Below are 15,736 nucleotides of genomic sequence, written 5' to 3' on the forward strand. Positions count from 1 at the left end.
GACGGAGGAGCGCGATGAGCACCGGGACCAGCGACGCGAAGCCGGTCGACCACGGCGGGCCCGACGACGGGCGCGACCGCGGCTTCCTCGGCCAGCCCTGGCCGCTGGCGACGCTGTTCGGCGTCGAGGTCTGGGAGCGGTTCAGCTTCTACGGGATGCAGGGCATCCTCGTGCTCTACCTCTACTACTCCGCCGCCGAGGGCGGCCTCGGCATCGACCGGGCCACGGCCACCGGCATCGTCGGCGCCTACGGCGGCACCGTCTACCTGACCACCATCGCGGGGGCCTGGGTCGCCGACCGGCTGATCGGCCCCGAGCGCACGCTGTTCCTCTCCGCCTCGGTCGTCATGGCCGGGCACGTCGCGCTGGCGGTCATCCCCGGGCGCCCGGGCGTGGCCGTCGGGCTCGTGCTGGTCGCGGTCGGCAGCGGCGGCGTCAAGGCCAACGCCACCTCGCTGGTCGGCTCGCTCTACGCCGAGGACGACGAGCGCCGCGACGCCGGCTTCTCGCTGTTCTACCTCGGCATCAACCTCGGCGCCTTCGCCGGACCGCTGCTCACCGGCCTGCTGCAGACCCACCAGGGCTTCCACTGGGGCTTCGGCATCGCCGCCGTGGGCATGGCGCTCGGCCTGGCGCAGTACGCCGTCGGACGCCGCCGCCTGCCCGAGTCGACCCACCACGTGCCGAGCCCGCTGCCGTCGTCCATGCGTGCGCGGTACGCCGCCGGCGTCGTCGGGTTCCTCGTCGTGGTCGCCGTGCTGCTGCTCACCGGAGTGATGACGGGCGAGAACCTCGCCGACTGGGTGCTCGGCATCGTGGTCGCCGCCTCGGTCGGCTACTTCGCGCTCATCCTGCGCTCGCCGCAGGTCGACGCCACCGAGCGCAGCCGGGTGTGGTCGTTCCTGCCGCTGTTCGCGTGCAACGCGGTCTTCTGGTCGCTCTACCAGCAGCAGTTCACGGTGGTCGAGATCTTCAGCGACGAGCGGCTGAACCGCGACCTGTTCGGCTGGGAGATGCCGGTCTCGTGGGTCAACTCGATCAACCCGGTCTTCGTCATCCTGCTCTCCGGCGTCTTCGCGGCGCTCTGGACCCGCCTCGGCAGCCGCCAGCCGGTCACGCCGGTCAAGTTCGGTCTCGGCACCGTCGTGATGGGCCTGGCGTTCTGGACGTTCCTGCTCAACCCCTCCGGCGAGGCCGCCGCGCCGCTGCTGCTCCTGGTGCTCACGCTGCTGGTCTTCACCCTCGGCGAGCTGCTGATCTCACCGGTCGGGCTGTCGCTGTCGACGAAGCTGGCCCCGCGCCACTTCCGCACCCAGATGGTCGCGCTCTACTTCCTCTCGGTCGCCTTCGGCACCGCCATGGCCGGCAAGCTCGCCGGCTACTACGACCCGAAGGACGAGGCCCCCTACTTCCTCGTCCTCGGCGCCATCGCGGTCGTCACCGGCGCCCTCGTGCTGGTCTTCACCCGCCCCATCACCAGGCTGATGGCCGGCGTGCGCTGACCGACCACGGACCCTGAGCCCGTCAAACGGCCCCGACCCACGGACCCTGGGCCCGTCGAAGGGCCTCAGCCGACGAGCAGCCGCTCGATCTCGTCGAAGGCCTTGCGGGCCGCGCCCTGCCACACCGGGCCGAACCCGAGCATCGCGAGGCGGCCGGGCGCGGTGGGGGCGACGTCCCACGACCACGTGATGCGGACGCCGGTGCCGGCCGGCTCGAAGCGCCACGCACCGTCGACGCGGCCGATGAGCAGCTTCATCGGCCCGTGCAGCTCGGCGAGCCGGTAGCCGAAGCCGCGGGGCGGGTCGAGGCTGGTGAGGGTCTCCACGGCCCGGCCGCCGTCGGAGAACTGCAGCGTGCGCCGTTGGCCGACGCGCTCGCCCCAGGCCTCGAGCGCGTCGTCCGGCTCGGCCGAGACGACGGCGGGGATGGCGAGGTGTCGATGTCCGAAGACGTGCTCGAGCGGCACGGTGAGCACCCGGCCGTAGGCGTCCTCGACGGTGGCCGGGAAGGTGCGGGAGTGCTCGAGGAACGTCATGCGCCCGACGCTACGAGACGTTCTCGAGGACGACGGCCAGCGCCTGCCCGACGCCGATGCAGATCGCCGCGACGCCCCACCGGTCGCCCGACTCACGCAGCCGGTGCGCGAGCGTGCCGAGCACCCGGCCGCCGCTGGCGCCGAGCGGGTGGCCGATGGCGATCGCGCCGCCCTTGGCGTTGACGATCTCCGGGTCGACGCCCCACGCGTCGACGCACGCGATCGACTGGACGGCGAAGGCCTCGTTCAGCTCGACGGCGGCGACGTCGTCCCAGCCGATGCCGGCGCGAGCGAGCGCCCGGTCGGCCGCCTCGACGGGGGCGAACCCGAAGTCCTGCGGCGCGAGGGCATAGGTGCCGCGGCCGGCGAACCGTGCGATCGGGTCGAGGCCGAGCCCGGCGTCACCCGAGCCGATCAGCACCGCCGACGCGCCGTCGTTGAGGGGCGAGGCGTTGCCGGCGGTGATGGTGCCGTCGGGCCGGAACGACGGCTCGAGGCCGGCCAGCTTCTCGACGCTCGAGCCGGGCCGGATCCCCTCGTCGCGCGCCAGCTGCTCGAGCGGCGTCACGAGGTCGTCGTAGAACCCGGCCTCCCAGGCGGCGTGGGCGAGGTCGTGCGAGCGGACGGCGAACGCGTCCTGCCGCTCGCGCCCGATGCCGAACCGCTCCCCCAGCTGCTCGTTGGCCTCGCCGAGCGAGACGGTCCACTCCGCCGGCATCCGCTCGTTGACCAGCCGCCAGCCGAGCGTGGTCGACACGGCGGTGGTGTTGCCCGCCGGGAAGGCGCGCGACGGCTTGGGCAGCACCCACGGCGCCCGCGTCATCGACTCCACGCCACCGGCCAGGACGACGTCCGCGTCGCCGGCCTCGACGGTGCGGGAGGCCTGCATCGCGGCGTCGAGGCTCGAGCCGCAGAGCCGGTTGACCGTCACCGCCGGCACCGAGACGGGCAGCCCGGCGAGCAGCACAGCCATGCGGCCGACGTTGCGGTTGTCCTCCCCCGCCTGGTTCGCGCAGCCCCACACCACGTCGCCGATGCGCTCGGGGTCGAGTCCGGGCGCCTTCGCCAGGACTCCGGTCACCGCCGCGGCGGCCAGGTCGTCGGGTCGCACCTCGGCCAGCGCGCCGCCGAACCGCCCGAACGGCGTCCGGGTGGCGGCGTAGAGGTAGGCGTCGGTCACGGGGGCTCCTCGGTCGTCGGGGTGGGCGTTCGCCACCAGTCAACCGCCCCGCGCGGACGGCGACGCCCCCGGCGAGGCAGAACGTGCCAGATCGACACAGCCCGTCAGGCCCCGGCGAGCGCCAGGACCCCGCGGCCGAGGTCGACCACCGCCCGGTGCTCGAGGAGGAAGTCGCAGCCGAGGTAGCCGGCGAAGGTCTCGTCCTTGCCGGTGCGCGGCGTGGCGGCGTAGGCGTAGAGGTCCGACGCGATCGCGTCGTGCACCGCGAACGAGCGACCGCCGACGTCGACCGACCACGGGCCGGTGACGTGCCGTGTCGTCACCACCGTGCCGGTCGGGCCGCCGTCGTCCTCGGCCGCGTCGCCGAGGGCGAGCCCGAGCCGGTGCGCCGCCGGCGCGTCGACCAGCACCCCGGCCACCGTCGAGACCACCCACTGCGCCGCGCGCCCGTTCACGACCGTGTCGATCACCCACGCGTCCCAATCGGGACGACGCCGCAGCACGACCCCGTCGATCGGCCCGCCTCCGGGCACCACCAGGCGGCGGGCGAGGTCGACGACGACCCCGCGCCCACGCAGCCACCCGAGCCCGAGCATCCCCTCGACCGGCTCCTCGTCGGGCTCGGTCGGCAGCTCGAACACCGTCGCGCGGACGTCGGTCGCGACGTCGTCGCCCACCTGCAGCGAACCCACCGCCGCCGACGCCCGCCCCCGCCCGCCGAGCCGGCCGACGGCCGCGATGCCGTAGTCCGGGCGCTCGACGTCACCCGTGGCGAGCCCGACCCGCGCCGCGGTGTCGTGGGTCAGCATCAGCCCGAGCGACGCGTTCGAGTGCACCATCAGGCTCACCGGGACGCCGTCGACCAGCGCCGGCACGAACGGGCGGGTGCCCGACGCCTGCCGCAGCTCGAACGCGACGGCGGCGGGGGTCACCGGTCGAACCTAGCAACGCGGTCCGTCCGGTCGACCGATTGAAGTATGGTCGTACTCCCATCACGACCCACTGCCGAGGGAGCCCACGTGGCGCGCTACCCCGCCGATCACAAGCCCGCCGTCCGGCGCCGTCTCGTCGAGACGGCCGGACGTCGCCTCAAGCGCGACGGCATCGACGGGTCCGGCGTCGCCGCCCTCGTGGCCGACGCCGGACTGACCAACGGCGCCTTCTACGGCCACTTCGCCTCGAAGGACGACCTGGTGGCCGCGGTGGTCGCCGACCAGGTGCGGGCGCAGGCCGCCCGCGTCGAGGCCGTGCCGCCCGGACCCGCCTCGGTCGAGGCGTTCGTCGACGACTACCTCGCGCCGTCCCACCGGGACGACCGGGCGGGCGGGTGCCCGGCGGCCGCGCTGCTCGCCGAGATCGGCCGGTCCGACCTCGCCACCCGCACGGCGTACACCACCGGCGCCACGGCACTGGTCGACGCGCTGGCCGGGCTGCTCGACGACGGGGACAGCGGCGACGGCGGCTCCGCGCGCGAGCGCGCCATCGGTGTGCTCGCGCTCCTCGTCGGCGCACTGCAGGCGGCCCGGGCGGTCACCGATCCTGTGCTCTCGGACGCCGTCCTCGACGCGGCGCGTCGCGGCGCCCTCACCCTCGCCCGCCCGCGGACGACACCCCGGGTCGCCACCCACCGGGAGTCGGCGTGAAGGCCTTCGTCGTGCGCCGCTACGGGCCCGACGGCCTCGGGCCCGCCGAGCTGCCCGACCCGCGCCCCGGGCGCCACGACGTGCTCGTCGACGTCCGCGCCGCGAGCATCAACCCGCTCGACCGGCTGGTGCGCGACGGTGAGTTCAAGCAGCTGCTGCCCTACCGGCGCCCGTTCGTGCTCGGGCACGACCTCGCGGGCGTGGTGACCGAGGTCGGGGCCGACGTGCGCGGCTTCGCCGTCGGTGACGAGGTCTGGTCCCGTCCGCGCGACCTCCGCATCGGCGCCTTCGCCGAGGCCGTCGCCGTCGACGCCGACGACGTCGCCCTCAAGCCCGCCTCGCTCTCCTTCGCCGAGGCGGCCGCGGTGCCGCTGGTGGCGTTGGCGGCGTGGCAGGCCCTGGTCGAGGTCGCCCGGGTCCGGCCCGGTCAGAAGGTGCTCGTGCACGCCGGCGCCGGTGGGCTCGGCTCCACCGTCATCCAGGTGGCCCACCACCTCGGGGCCCACGTGGCCACCACCGCCCGCGCCGGCGACGCCGACCGGCTGCGCGCGCTGGGCGCCGACGAGGTCGTGGACTACACCACCACCGACGTCGCCGACGTGCTCAGCAGCTACGACGTCGTCGTCGACTCGCTCGGCACCGCGAGCCTGCGGGCGTCGATGGCGGTGCTCGCCCAGGGTGGGCTCGTCCTGAGCGTCGTCGGGCCGCCCGACCCGGCGTTCGCGACCCAGCTCGGCCGGCCGCTGCTGAAGCCCGTGATGGCACTGCTGAGCCGCTCGGTGCGACGCGAGGCCCGCCGACGCGGCGTGCGCTACGCGTTCTTCTTCATGCGCGCGGACGGCGACCGCCTCGCCGCCCTGGCCCGGCTCTACGACGACGGCACGCTGCGCCCCGTGCTCGACCGCACGTTCCCCTTCGAGGAGACGCTCGAGGCGATGGCCTACGTCGAGGGGGGACGAGCCAAGGGCAAGATCGTCATCACGCGGTGACGGTCGCACCAGAAAAGCAGCGGGACCGCGGCCCTCGAGAGGGCCGCGGTCCTGATCTACTGCGTTGGTAGCGGGGGCAGGATTTGAACCTGCGACCTCTGGGTTATGAGCCCAGCGAGCTACCGAGCTGCTCCACCCCGCGTCGGTGAGAAGAACACTACCGGGCGGGGTCCTGGGGCCCAAATCGGGCCCCGCCCGGTCAGCCGCCGGCCGCCGAGGTGCTGCCCTCGTCGGGCTGACCGCCGGTCTGCCCGTCGCCGTCGCCCGACTGCTGATCGCCGTCCGACTGACCCGCCCCGTTGCCCGACGTCCCGTCGGAGGTGTCGGTGCCGCCGGTGGACGTCGTGAGGTCGGCCGGGGCGGGGTCGTCGGGCTGGGTCTCGCCGTCGTCGAGCAGCTGGCGCAGCTCGCCGGCCTTCGACAGCGCGGCCTCGGCCGCGTCGACCTCGACGAGGTACTGGGCGAAGTCACCGTCCTGCTGGGCGCTGTCGGCGCGGGCGAACGCGGCCAGCGAGGCGTCGATGGCGGCGTCCAGCGCCTCCTGCACCGTCTGCTCGGTGCCGCTCGGCGGCTCGGTCGGCGGGTCGATGGGGTCCTGGCCGCCGTTGTCGGTCTCGCCGCCGGTGGAGTCCCCCGTCGACCCGAACACCTTGCGGATCGCGGTGGGCAGGTCGACGCCCCACCCGACGCGCCGGTCGTCGTTGCCGTACTTCACCAGCACGACGCGCAGCTCGGGGTAGCTTGTCGTGTTCGACTGGTTGTTCTGGGCGTAGACCGGTTGCACGTACATCATCTGGCCCGCCACCGGGAACGTCAGCATGTTGCCGAACGTGACCCGCGCGTTGATGCGCAGGTCGGTGAGCACCTGGTTGATGCTGTCGTTGTTGGCGAACTCGTTGGCCACCTGGCCGGGTCCGGCCGTCTGGTCGGCCTCGTCGGCGTCGGCGTTGCTCAGCTCGAGCACGCTCATCTGGCCGTAGTCGGCGCTCGACCCGTCGGAGTTCACCGAGACGAACGAGGCCAGGTTGTTGCGGTTGAACGGCGTGTAGACCGAGGTCAGCACGAAGTTCTGGGCGTCCTGGCCGTTGACGAAGACGCGGTAGGGGGCCTGGTAGGTGCCGTCGCTCTGCGGGTCGGCCGGCACCGACCAGCGGTCGTTGTTCTCGTACCAGTCGTTGGCCTGCTCGACGTGGTAGCGGGCGAACTGGTAGCGCTGCACCTTGAACAGGTCCTCGGGGTAGCGCACGTGCTGCAGCAGCTCGGTGTTGGCCTCGAGCGCCGAACGCGGCTCGACCGTGCCGGGGAAGGCGCCCTCCCACGCCTTCAGCATGGGGTCCTCCTCGTCCCAGGCGTAGAGGGTGACCTCACCGGAGTAGGCGTCGACCGTCGCCTTGACCGCGTTGCGCATGTAGTTGATCTCGTCGGTCGGCAGGGTCTGGATGCCGGTCGTGTTGTCCTGCAGCGCGTCGTCGATCATCTCCTCGAACGAGGCGCGCTGGGAGTTCGGGTAGCGGTCGGTCGTGGTGTAGCCGTCGAGGATCCAGAGGATGCGGCCGTCGACGATCGCCGGGTAGGCGTCGCTGTCGACCGTCAGCCACGGCGCGGCCTTCTCGACGCGGCTCTGGGGGTCGCGCTCGAAGAGCACCTTCGAGTTGTCGTTCACGCGTCCGGAGAGCAGGAAGTTGGGCTCGCCGAACTTGATGGCGAACATCAGCTGGTTGAAGGTGCCGCCGACCGAGGCGTCACCCTCGCCGTCGTAGGTGGTGGTGGTGCCCAGCGTCGAGCCGGGCACCGGCAGGTTGAGCTCAACGTCCTCGGCGTCGTCGGACGACTTGCCGACCACCGAGTAGTCGGGGCTCTGCTCGCCGTAGTAGACGCGGCTCTCGTAGTCGCCGACCTCGGCCGTCAGGTCGTCCTGGCTGCCGAGACCCTGCGCCCACTCGATGCGTCCCGAGGTGTCGGTGGACTCGGGGTCGCTCGGCGCCTGCGAGTTGTCGTCGCGGTCGCGCTGGTTGGCGTAGGCCGCGATCATGCCGTTGCCGTGCGTGTAGACGGTGTGCAGGTTCGACCAGTTGCGGGCGTCCTCCGAGACGCCGTCCTGGTTGAGCTCGCGCAGGCCGAGCACGAGCGCGCGCTGACGTCCGTCGATCTCGTAGCGGTCGACGTCGAGGACGTCGGAGACCGAGTAGTAACCGCGCTGCTGCTGGAGGTTCTCGAACGCCGGGGACACCAGCCGCGGGTCGACGGTCGGCACCGAGCTGGTGAGACCCACCAGCTGCTCGCCGAAGGTGGCCGCGTCGGTGTCGGTGATGTCGTCGGTGGGCTCGAAGGAGCGTGTCTGCACGCTCTCGAGGTCGTAGGCGGCCCGGGTGGCCTCGATGTTCTGCTGGATGTAGGGGTCCTCGCGGTCGGCCTCGGACGGCTTGACCCGGAACTGCTGCACCACGGCCGGGAAGATCATCCCGATCAGCACCGCCGAGAGCGCGAGCAGCGCGAGGCCGACGACGGGCAGCTGCCAGGTGCGGCGCCACACGTTGAGGAAGAACAGGATCGCGCAGATCACCGCGACCGCCATGAGGATGTTCTTGGCCGGCAGCACCGCGTTCTCGCCGGTGTAGTTCATGCCGGTGAACAGCGAGTTCTTCTGCGTCACCAGGTCGTAGCGGTCGAGGAAGTAGTCGACACCCTTGGCCAGCACGAACAGGCCGAGCAGCACCGAGAGCTGGGCCTGCGCCGGGCCGGAGAGCCGGTCGTGGGTGGCCTGCAGCCGGATGCCGCCGTAGAGGTAGTGCGTCACCAGCGCCGCGATGATGGCGATGACCATCGTGGCCATCACGAAGTCGACGACGAAGTGCCACCACGGCAGGTGGAAGACGTAGAAGCCCATGTCGTGGCCGAAGTAGGGGTCGTCGGTGCCGAACTCCTGGGCGTTGCGCCACAACAGGTAGGTGCGCCAGTGGCTCAGCCCCGACGCGCCGGCGAAGGCGCCCACGACGAGGGCGACGCCGATCAGCACCCAGGTGCGGATCGGGGTGAGGACGTCGCGGTAGCGGTCGAGGTTCGACTGCTCGCGCGACGTCGGCCGGAACAGCGGCCGGTAGCGGTAGGCCAGGTAGACGTTGGCCGCGACCGCACCGCCCAGCAGCGCACCGAAGACCAGGAACAGCCCGATCTTGGTCCACAGCAGGGTGCTGAACACCTGGCCGTAGCCGGCCGACTCGTACCAGAGCCGGTCGGTGTAGATCGAGGCGAAGCCGGTCAGGGCGAAGATGAACAGCACCAGCACGATGCCGGTGATCAGCAGGGCACGGCCGCGCGATCGCCTCGGGCGCGCGGGCGCCGCCCGCGGGTCGTCGTCGAACAGCTCGCTCACGGGTTCTCCTCCAGCGGCCCTCGGGCCGGCTCGGTCTCGTCGTCGTCCAGGGTGGCGCTCAGCAGGCCGAGCAGGCCCGGCACCAGGTCGATGCTCCCGACGACCGAGGCGTCGTCGTCGTGGGAGCGCATGCGCAGGGCGCAGTAGGTGGCCCCGCCGCGGGTGACGCCGGCGACGATGCGCACCTCCTGCCGGTCGGGGTGCTCGCGTGCCGCCGCGAGCTGGTCGTCGGGGTCGTCGGGCAGCTCGGCGTCGCTGCCCGGCGGCAGCACGAGCCGCTCGACCATGGCCGCGCAGCCGTCGACGCCCGGCGGCCAGGTGATGCCGGTGAGCACGTCCTCGATCGGGACGGCGGGGTCGAGGTGCTCCTGCTCGACGGCGGTCAGCGACCCGGCCTCGGCGGGCGCGTCGAGCCCGAGCGCCGCCGACAGCGCGGGCTCCTCGGCCGCGAGCCGGGCGGTGTCGACCAGCGCGTAGAGACGCGCCGGCTGGTCCCAGCCCTCGGTGGCGAGGTGGCTCTCGATCTCGAGGACGGCGGTCGCCAGCGCCGGATCGGCGTCGAGGTCGGCCATGCGCGGGTCGTCGAGCGCGTCGTTCGGCTCGGTCGGCTCGGGCAGCCCGCTCACGAGGCCTCCGCCAGGATCGCGTCGGCGTCCTCGCAGGACGGCAGGTCGGCGTCCGGGTCGGCGGCGTAGTCCTCCAGCGCGAGCCGGACGTCGTGCATGTCCTGCGCCATCATCAGCCGCATGTCGCCGTTGTCGGCCTGCAGCGCGTCGTCGCAGTTGTCGATGGGCACCAGGAACAGCTCGGCGCCGTCGCCGCGGGCCCCGGCGATCTTCTGCTGGATGCCGCCGATGGGGCCGACGCTGCCGTCGGGGCGGATCTCGCCGGTGCCGGCGATGGCGCGGCCGCCGGTGAGCGAGCCGGGCGTGAGGGTGTCGTAGACCGCGAGCGAGAAGATCAGGCCGGCACTGGGGCCGCCGATCTCGGGCGAGATGTTGATCTTCACCTCGAAGGGGAAGTCGAAGTCGAAGCCCGGCGTGATGCCGATGCGCTGGACGCCGGCGTCGTCGACCACCGGCGTGATGGAGATCGTCTGCTTCGTGCCCTGCCGCTCGATGCCGACCTCGACGGGCTTGCCCTGAGGGGCGTCGTTGATCAGCTTCACCAGGGCGTCCTGGTCGGTGAAGGTCTGGCCGTTGATCGTCAGCAGCACGTCGCCGACCTGCAGCTTGCCCTGCGCGGGCAGGCCCTCGGTGAGCGCGGCGACCTTGAGCACCTGCGGGACCTCGATGCCCATCTCCTCGAGCGCGACCTCGACGGCGGCGTCCTGGGAGGTGGCCATCTGCACGGCTCCCTGCTGCTGGTTGCTCTGCTGGGTCTCGCCCTCCTCGTGGACGGCGCCGTAGGGGTAGACCGCGTTGTCGGGGTCGAACCAGGTGCCGAGCAGGCTGACCAGGCCGATGCCGCGCTCGTCGGGCAGCTGGGCCGGCGAGACCCGCACGGTGGTCATGCGCAGCTGGCCGTCGTCGCGGTAGACCTGGTGGCCGTCGACCTGGATCACCTCGGCGTCGTTGCTGTCGGACCCGAGGACGTCGACGGTGCCGCCCGGGGAGTAGGTGGCGTAGGGCAGTCGGTTGAACAGCGCCACCAGCAGCAGACCGATGATCGCGGGCACGGCGATGCACGCGGCCACCAGGCGCTGGTTCATGGCGCACAGCCTCTCATCCGACCCCAAGGCACCCGGCCGCGCCGTCGGGCGCACACACGGACGGGCGGGACGCGCGGATCGGCGCGGGGCTCAGGACGCGCGGCGCTGCTCGCCGCCGCGCTGACCCGGGACGGGTGGGGCGGGCGTGGCGGGCGGGGTGCCCGTGGCGGGGCGCGCGGGCGTGCCGCCCGGCGCGCGGCGCACCACGACACCGGTGCTGCGCTCGGGACGGCGGCGCGGCGAAGGCCAGGCGGCGACCGTGCGCGCGAGGCGCCGGGCCCGGCGGCGCGAGGCGCGTGCCCGGCGTCCGCGGGCGCCGTCGTCGAGGACGGCGGTCATGCGGCGCAGCGCCTCGTCGCGGTCGACCTCGCCGCGTCCCTCACGGCCCAGCCAGGCGACCCACACCATCGCGGCCACGGTGACCACGACCGGGGGCACGAGCCAGAGCAGGACCATGACTCGACGGTAGGTCGAGCGCGACCCGCGACCGGGGAGACGCGCCGGGGCCGGCCGTCAGCAGGTCAGGGCGTGCCGACCCACTCGTCGGTGCCGTCGACGAAGCGCTGGTGCTTCCAGATCGGCACCTCGGCCTTGAGGGTGTCGATGAGGTCGCGGGTGGCCTCGAAGGTGGCGGCGCGGTGCGCGGCGGCCGTGCCGACGACGACCGCGAGGTCGCCGATCTCGAGGTCGCCGACGCGGTGGACCGCCGCGACACCGTGGACGTCGTGCCGCGCGGCCACCGTCTCGCACACGGCGCGCAGGCGGTCGAGGGCGCTGGGGTGCGCGGAATAGCCGAGCCCGGAGACCGAGCGGCCGCCGTCGTGGTCGCGCACCCGGCCGACGAACAGCGTGACGCCGCCGTCGGCGTCCTGGTCGAGCGCGGCGAGCACCGCCGCGACCTCGAGGGGGGTCTCGAGGATCTCGACCAGCCGAACCGCCTCGCCGTCGCGCCCGCTCACCGGCCCCACCCTACGGCGCGCCGGTACCGTGGAGGCATGGCCGATGACCCCGACGAGCCGCGTGACCCGGACGAGCAGCCCAACCCGTTCAAGGGCACCCCGTTCGAGCAGCTGTTCTCGGGCCTGGGCGGTGCCGGGGGCTTCAACCTCGGCGCGCTGGGCCTGCCCGCCAACTTCCAGGGCATGCCCGACCTCGGGCAGCTCTTCGGGCAGCTGCAGTCGCTGATGCAGCCCTACGACGGCGCGCTCAACTGGAACGCCGCCACCGACATCGCCCGCAAGAGCGTGGCCCGCGAGCCCGACCCCGTGCCGTCGCGCAAGCAGACCGAGGCGGTGGCGGACGCCGTCCGCCTGGCCGACCTGTGGCTCGACACCACCACCGAGTTCCCCTCGGGCGTCACCACGACGGCGGCCTGGAGCCGCGCCGAGTGGATCACCGGCACCCTCGAGGTCTGGAAGGTGCTCATCGAGCCGGTCGCCGAGCAGTCGGTGCACGGACTCAAGGGCGCGCTGCCCGCCGAGGCCGCGGCGCAGGCCGGGCCGCTGCTCGGCATCATCGGCCAGGCCGTCGGCGCCATGCTGGCCAGCCAGGTCGGCTCCGGGTTCGGCGAGCTGGCCGGCGAGGTGCTCACCGCCTCCGACATCGGCCTGCCGCTCGGCTCGGCCGGCACCGCCGCGCTGGTGCCCACCAACATCACCAAGTTCGCCGAGGGACTCGACGTCAGCGAGGATGACGTCGTCCTCTACCTCGCGCTGCGCGAGGCGGCCCACCAGCGGCTCTTCGCCCACGTGCCGTGGCTGCGCGAGCACCTCATCGGCGCCGTCACCGACTACGCCCGCGGCCTCGAGCTCAACGCCGAGAGCATGCAGCGGCGCATCGAGGAGCAGATGCGCGGCATCGACCCGACCAACCCCGAGTCGATGCAGCAGCTGATGGAGGGCGGGCTGTTCGACGTGCCGCGCTCCCCCGCCCAGTCGGCGGCGCTCGAGCGGCTCGAGGTCGCGCTGGCACTGGTGGAGGGCTGGGTCGACGAGGTGGTCGGCCAGGCCACCGCCGAGCGCATGCCGGCGGCGGCCAGGCTGCAGGAGGCCGTCCGCCGCCGCCGCGCCGCGGGCGGGCCCGCCGAGCAGACCTTCGCCGCGCTGGTCGGTCTCGAGCTGCGGCCCCGCCGGCTGCGCGACGCCTCCACGCTGTGGGGCTCGCTGCGCACCCGCCAGGGCACCGAGGGCCGCGACGGCGTCTGGCTGCACCCCGACCTGCTGCCCACGGCGTCCGACCTCGACGACCCGCTCGGCTTCCGCGAGGAGGCCACCGCGCCCGACTCCCTCGACGAGGACGCCTTCGACGCCGAGCTGCGCAAGCTGCTCGACGGCGAGGACGGCGAGGAGCCGGAGCACCCGGGCGAGAAGCCCGCGTGAGCCTGCACGGCGACGCGCTCGCCGTGCTGGAGGCCTGGGCCCCGCCGGACGCCGCGCAGGCGGCGCTGCGCGAGCGCTACGTCGGCTACCTGCGTGAGCATGTCGACGCGATGACGCGCGCCGGCCGCCCGCACCACCTCACGGCCAGCACGCTCGTGCTCAGCCCCGACGGCGCGCACGTGCTGCTGACGCTGCACGCCAAGGCCGGCCGGTGGTTCCAGTTCGGCGGCCACTGCGAGCCCGGCGACGACACGTTGGCCGCGGCCGCCCGCCGCGAGGCCGAGGAGGAGTCGGGGCTCGCCGACCTGCGACTGCTCCCCGAGCCGGTGCAGCTGAGCGAGCACGCCGTCCCGTTCTGCGCCGACGACGGCGCCCTGGTGCACCACCTCGACGTGCGCTACGCGGCCGTGGCGACGCCCGACGGTCGCCACGCCGTCAGCGACGAGTCGCTCGACGTCGCGTGGTGGCCGGCCGACGCGCTGCCGGACGCCGAGCTCGCACCGCTCGTGGCCCGGGCTCAGTCGGCGCTGGCGTCGGCGTCGAGCTCGGGGGGCGGGTCGATGCGCGCCGCCTCCGACCAGCCGATCAGGTAGCCCTTGGCCCGCTCGGCCTGCGGGTAGCGGTCGACCCAGGCCCAGAACGCGGCGTCGTGGTGCGGCTCGAGCAGGTGGGCCAGCTCGTGGACGATGACGTAGTCGAGCACCCAGCCGGGCATGCGCTGCAGCCGCTCGGACAGCCGGATGGTGCGGTCGCCGGGGGTGCAGGACCCCCAGCGGGAGCGCTGGTTGGTCACCCACCGCACCGACCCCGGCGCGGCGAGGCCGCCGAGGTAGCGGTCGTCGAGCAGCCGGGCGCGGGCCAGCAGCTCGTCGTCACTGCGGGTGCCGCGGCCCTCGGCGCGCTCGACCTTGGCGACCATCAGCTCGACCGCCTCGGCCTCGTCGGCGGCAGTGTAGGTGGCCGGGATCATCACCACGATGCGGTCACCGTCGCGGTAGGCGGACACGGTGCGCCGACGGCGCCGCGAGCGGCGCACCTCGACCCCCGGCCCGTCCATGCGCCGAGGTTACTAAGAGCTCGCACGGCCAGGTCCCGCCGGCGGGCGCCGCCGTGGCGGCGCATGGCGGCGTTGCGGGCTCTCGACAGACAACCCCGGTATGCCTTCGAGCCCGCGCCTTGCCCTGCATCCACCACGACGACGCCCGCTGATCGGCGCTACCTAGCCGCGCGAGCTCCGCGCCCACTCCAGCAGCCGCTCCCGCGGCCACGTGTTGACGATGCGGTCGGGGTCGATGCCGGCCTCCTCGGCCCGCTCGCAGCCGAGCACCTGGAAGTCCAGCTGGCCCGGGGCGTGGGCGTCGGAGTCGATGGCGAACAGGCAGCCTGCGTCACGCGCCAGGGCGAGCAGGTCGGACGGCGGGTCGCGCCGCTCGGGCCGGGAGTTGATCTCGACGGCGACCTCGTTCTCGGCGCAGGCCTCGAAGACCGCCCGGGCGTCGAACTGCGACTGCCCGCGGGTGCCGCGGCCGCCGGTGACGAGCCGCCCGGTGCAGTGGCCGAGCACGTTGGTGTGCCGGTCGCGGACGGCGCCGATCATGCGTCGCGTCATCGGGGCGGCGTCCATGGCGAGCTTGGAGTGCACGCTCGCCACGCGGACGTCGAGCCGGTCGAGCATCTCCTCGGTCTGGTCGAGCGAGCCGTCGTCGAGGATGTCGACCTCGATGCCGCGCAGCAGCGTGAAGTCGCCGGCCAGGTGGTCGTTCACGGCGGCGACGACGTCGAGCTGGCGCGCCAGCCGCTCGGCCGAGAGCCCGCGGGCCACCTTCAGGCGCGGCGAGTGGTCGGTCAGCACCAGGTAGTCGTGGCCGAGCTCGATGGCGGTCATCGCCATCTCCTCGATCGGCGAGCCGCCGTCGCTCCAGTCGGAGTGGGAGTGCAGGTCGCCCCGCAGCGCGGCGCGCACCTCCGCGCCGCCGTCGGTGAGCGGGCCGGCGTGCTCGGCCTCGAGGGCGGCGAGGCGCTCGGGCAGCTCGCCCCGGACGGCGGACGCGATCACCTTCGCCGAGCTGGCCCCGACGCCGGGCAGGTCGGTGAGCGTCCGCTCCTCCACGGCGCGGGCCAGCTCGTCGTCACCCATCGGCAGGATCGTGGCGGCGGCGCCGCGGAACGCCTTGACCTTGTAGGTGTCCTCCCGGGCGCGCTCGAGCAGGAAGGCGATGCGCCGCAGCGCGGCGACCGGGCCGCCGTCGTAGCCGGTCATCGGGCCGCTCCCCCGCCGGATTTCTTTCCTCCACACCCCGTGCAGCGCCGTCCGTGCAGGTCAGGCCGCCGCGGGGTCACCGGCGTCCGGTGATATCCACAGGCTGTGCACATCGGTACCCGCCGCTTCTCCACGGATCCCGCCCGTCGTCCACACCTTTGTCC

At 73.5% G+C, this 15,736-nt stretch carries 15 protein-coding genes and 1 tRNA gene; 5 read left to right on the forward strand and 11 right to left on the reverse strand.

All coding sequences use genetic code 11. The features are described 5' to 3' along the window. The first annotated feature begins 14 nt into the window (after positions 1–14). Positions 15–1,502, forward strand: coding sequence for a peptide MFS transporter (locus ABEA04_RS22100; protein WP_345464183.1), 1,488 nt, complete (start codon positions 15–17; stop codon positions 1,500–1,502). 65 nt (positions 1,503–1,567) lie between these two features. On the opposite strand, the gene ABEA04_RS22105 is transcribed toward ABEA04_RS22100, so the two are convergent. The 3 genes from ABEA04_RS22105 to ABEA04_RS22115 all read right to left on the reverse strand — a co-directional run bounded on the left by ABEA04_RS22105 (position 1,568) and on the right by ABEA04_RS22115 (position 4,150). Further along, on the reverse strand, positions 1,568–2,038 hold the full coding sequence (locus ABEA04_RS22105; RefSeq protein ID WP_345464186.1) for an SRPBCC family protein: 471 nt from the start codon (positions 2,036–2,038) through the stop codon (positions 1,568–1,570). A 10-nt stretch (positions 2,039–2,048) separates the two neighbouring features. Continuing rightward, positions 2,049–3,218, reverse strand: coding sequence for a thiolase family protein (locus tag ABEA04_RS22110; RefSeq protein WP_345464189.1), 1,170 nt, complete (start codon positions 3,216–3,218; stop codon positions 2,049–2,051). A 104-nt stretch (positions 3,219–3,322) separates the two neighbouring features. Further along, entirely contained in the window at positions 3,323–4,150 is an 828-nt protein-coding gene (locus ABEA04_RS22115; protein ID WP_345464192.1) for an aspartyl protease family protein, read from the reverse strand. Between the two features lie 87 nt (positions 4,151–4,237). Between ABEA04_RS22115 and ABEA04_RS22120 the strand changes: the two genes are divergently transcribed. Together ABEA04_RS22120 and ABEA04_RS22125 are read left to right on the forward strand one after the other, a co-directional pair. Next, positions 4,238–4,861, forward strand: coding sequence for a TetR/AcrR family transcriptional regulator (locus ABEA04_RS22120; protein ID WP_345464195.1), 624 nt, complete (start codon positions 4,238–4,240; stop codon positions 4,859–4,861). Beyond that, complete coding sequence (locus tag ABEA04_RS22125) at positions 4,858–5,850, forward strand: NADP-dependent oxidoreductase (protein WP_345464198.1); 993 nt, start codon at positions 4,858–4,860, stop codon at positions 5,848–5,850. The genes ABEA04_RS22120 and ABEA04_RS22125 overlap by 4 nt, the downstream gene beginning before the upstream one ends. 65 nt (positions 5,851–5,915) lie before the next feature. Here ABEA04_RS22125 and ABEA04_RS22130 read toward each other — a convergent pair. The 6 genes from ABEA04_RS22130 to ABEA04_RS22155 all read right to left on the reverse strand — a co-directional run bounded on the left by ABEA04_RS22130 (position 5,916) and on the right by ABEA04_RS22155 (position 11,893). After that, positions 5,916–5,992, reverse strand: a tRNA-Met gene (locus tag ABEA04_RS22130). Between the two features lie 57 nt (positions 5,993–6,049). Beyond that, positions 6,050–9,223, reverse strand: a complete 3,174-nt coding sequence (locus tag ABEA04_RS22135) for a UPF0182 family membrane protein (RefSeq protein ID WP_345464201.1) — start codon at positions 9,221–9,223, stop codon at positions 6,050–6,052. Continuing rightward, positions 9,220–9,849, reverse strand: coding sequence for a PPA1309 family protein (locus tag ABEA04_RS22140; protein WP_345464204.1), 630 nt, complete (start codon positions 9,847–9,849; stop codon positions 9,220–9,222). Before ABEA04_RS22140 ends, ABEA04_RS22135 begins: the two co-directional genes overlap by 4 nt. Continuing rightward, positions 9,846–10,934 (reverse strand): YlbL family protein, encoded by a 1,089-nt coding sequence (locus tag ABEA04_RS22145; protein ID WP_345464207.1) that lies wholly within the window; start codon positions 10,932–10,934, stop codon positions 9,846–9,848. The genes ABEA04_RS22140 and ABEA04_RS22145 overlap by 4 nt, the downstream gene beginning before the upstream one ends. Before the next feature lie 90 nt (positions 10,935–11,024). Beyond that, the gene (locus ABEA04_RS22150) at positions 11,025–11,390 is read right to left on the reverse strand and encodes a hypothetical protein (RefSeq protein ID WP_345464210.1); all 366 of its coding nucleotides are present in this window, start codon (positions 11,388–11,390) and stop codon (positions 11,025–11,027) included. Positions 11,391–11,455: 65 nt separating this feature from the next. Continuing rightward, the gene (locus ABEA04_RS22155) at positions 11,456–11,893 is read right to left on the reverse strand and encodes a molybdenum cofactor biosynthesis protein MoaE (protein WP_345464213.1); all 438 of its coding nucleotides are present in this window, start codon (positions 11,891–11,893) and stop codon (positions 11,456–11,458) included. Positions 11,894–11,929: 36 nt separating this feature from the next. Between ABEA04_RS22155 and ABEA04_RS22160 the strand changes: the two genes are divergently transcribed. Both ABEA04_RS22160 and ABEA04_RS22165 read left to right on the forward strand, forming a co-directional pair. Next, positions 11,930–13,312, forward strand: coding sequence for a zinc-dependent metalloprotease (locus ABEA04_RS22160; RefSeq protein ID WP_345464216.1), 1,383 nt, complete (start codon positions 11,930–11,932; stop codon positions 13,310–13,312). Further along, positions 13,309–13,905 (forward strand): NUDIX domain-containing protein, encoded by a 597-nt coding sequence (locus ABEA04_RS22165; protein ID WP_345464219.1) that lies wholly within the window; start codon positions 13,309–13,311, stop codon positions 13,903–13,905. The genes ABEA04_RS22160 and ABEA04_RS22165 overlap by 4 nt, the downstream gene beginning before the upstream one ends. On the opposite strand, the gene ABEA04_RS22170 is transcribed toward ABEA04_RS22165, so the two are convergent. Then, positions 13,830–14,369: a M48 metallopeptidase family protein gene (locus ABEA04_RS22170; RefSeq protein ID WP_345464222.1), complete on the reverse strand. Its 540-nt coding sequence runs from the start codon at positions 14,367–14,369 to the stop codon at positions 13,830–13,832. The two genes, ABEA04_RS22165 and ABEA04_RS22170, sit on opposite strands and share 76 nt — an antisense overlap. Before the next feature lie 162 nt (positions 14,370–14,531). After that, positions 14,532–15,572, reverse strand: coding sequence for a PHP domain-containing protein (locus tag ABEA04_RS22175; RefSeq protein ID WP_345464225.1), 1,041 nt, complete (start codon positions 15,570–15,572; stop codon positions 14,532–14,534). Positions 15,573–15,736: the final 164 nt, after the last annotated feature.

The organism is Nocardioides marinquilinus, assembly GCF_039543705.1.
Classification (GTDB): domain Bacteria; phylum Actinomycetota; class Actinomycetes; order Propionibacteriales; family Nocardioidaceae; genus Nocardioides; species Nocardioides marinquilinus.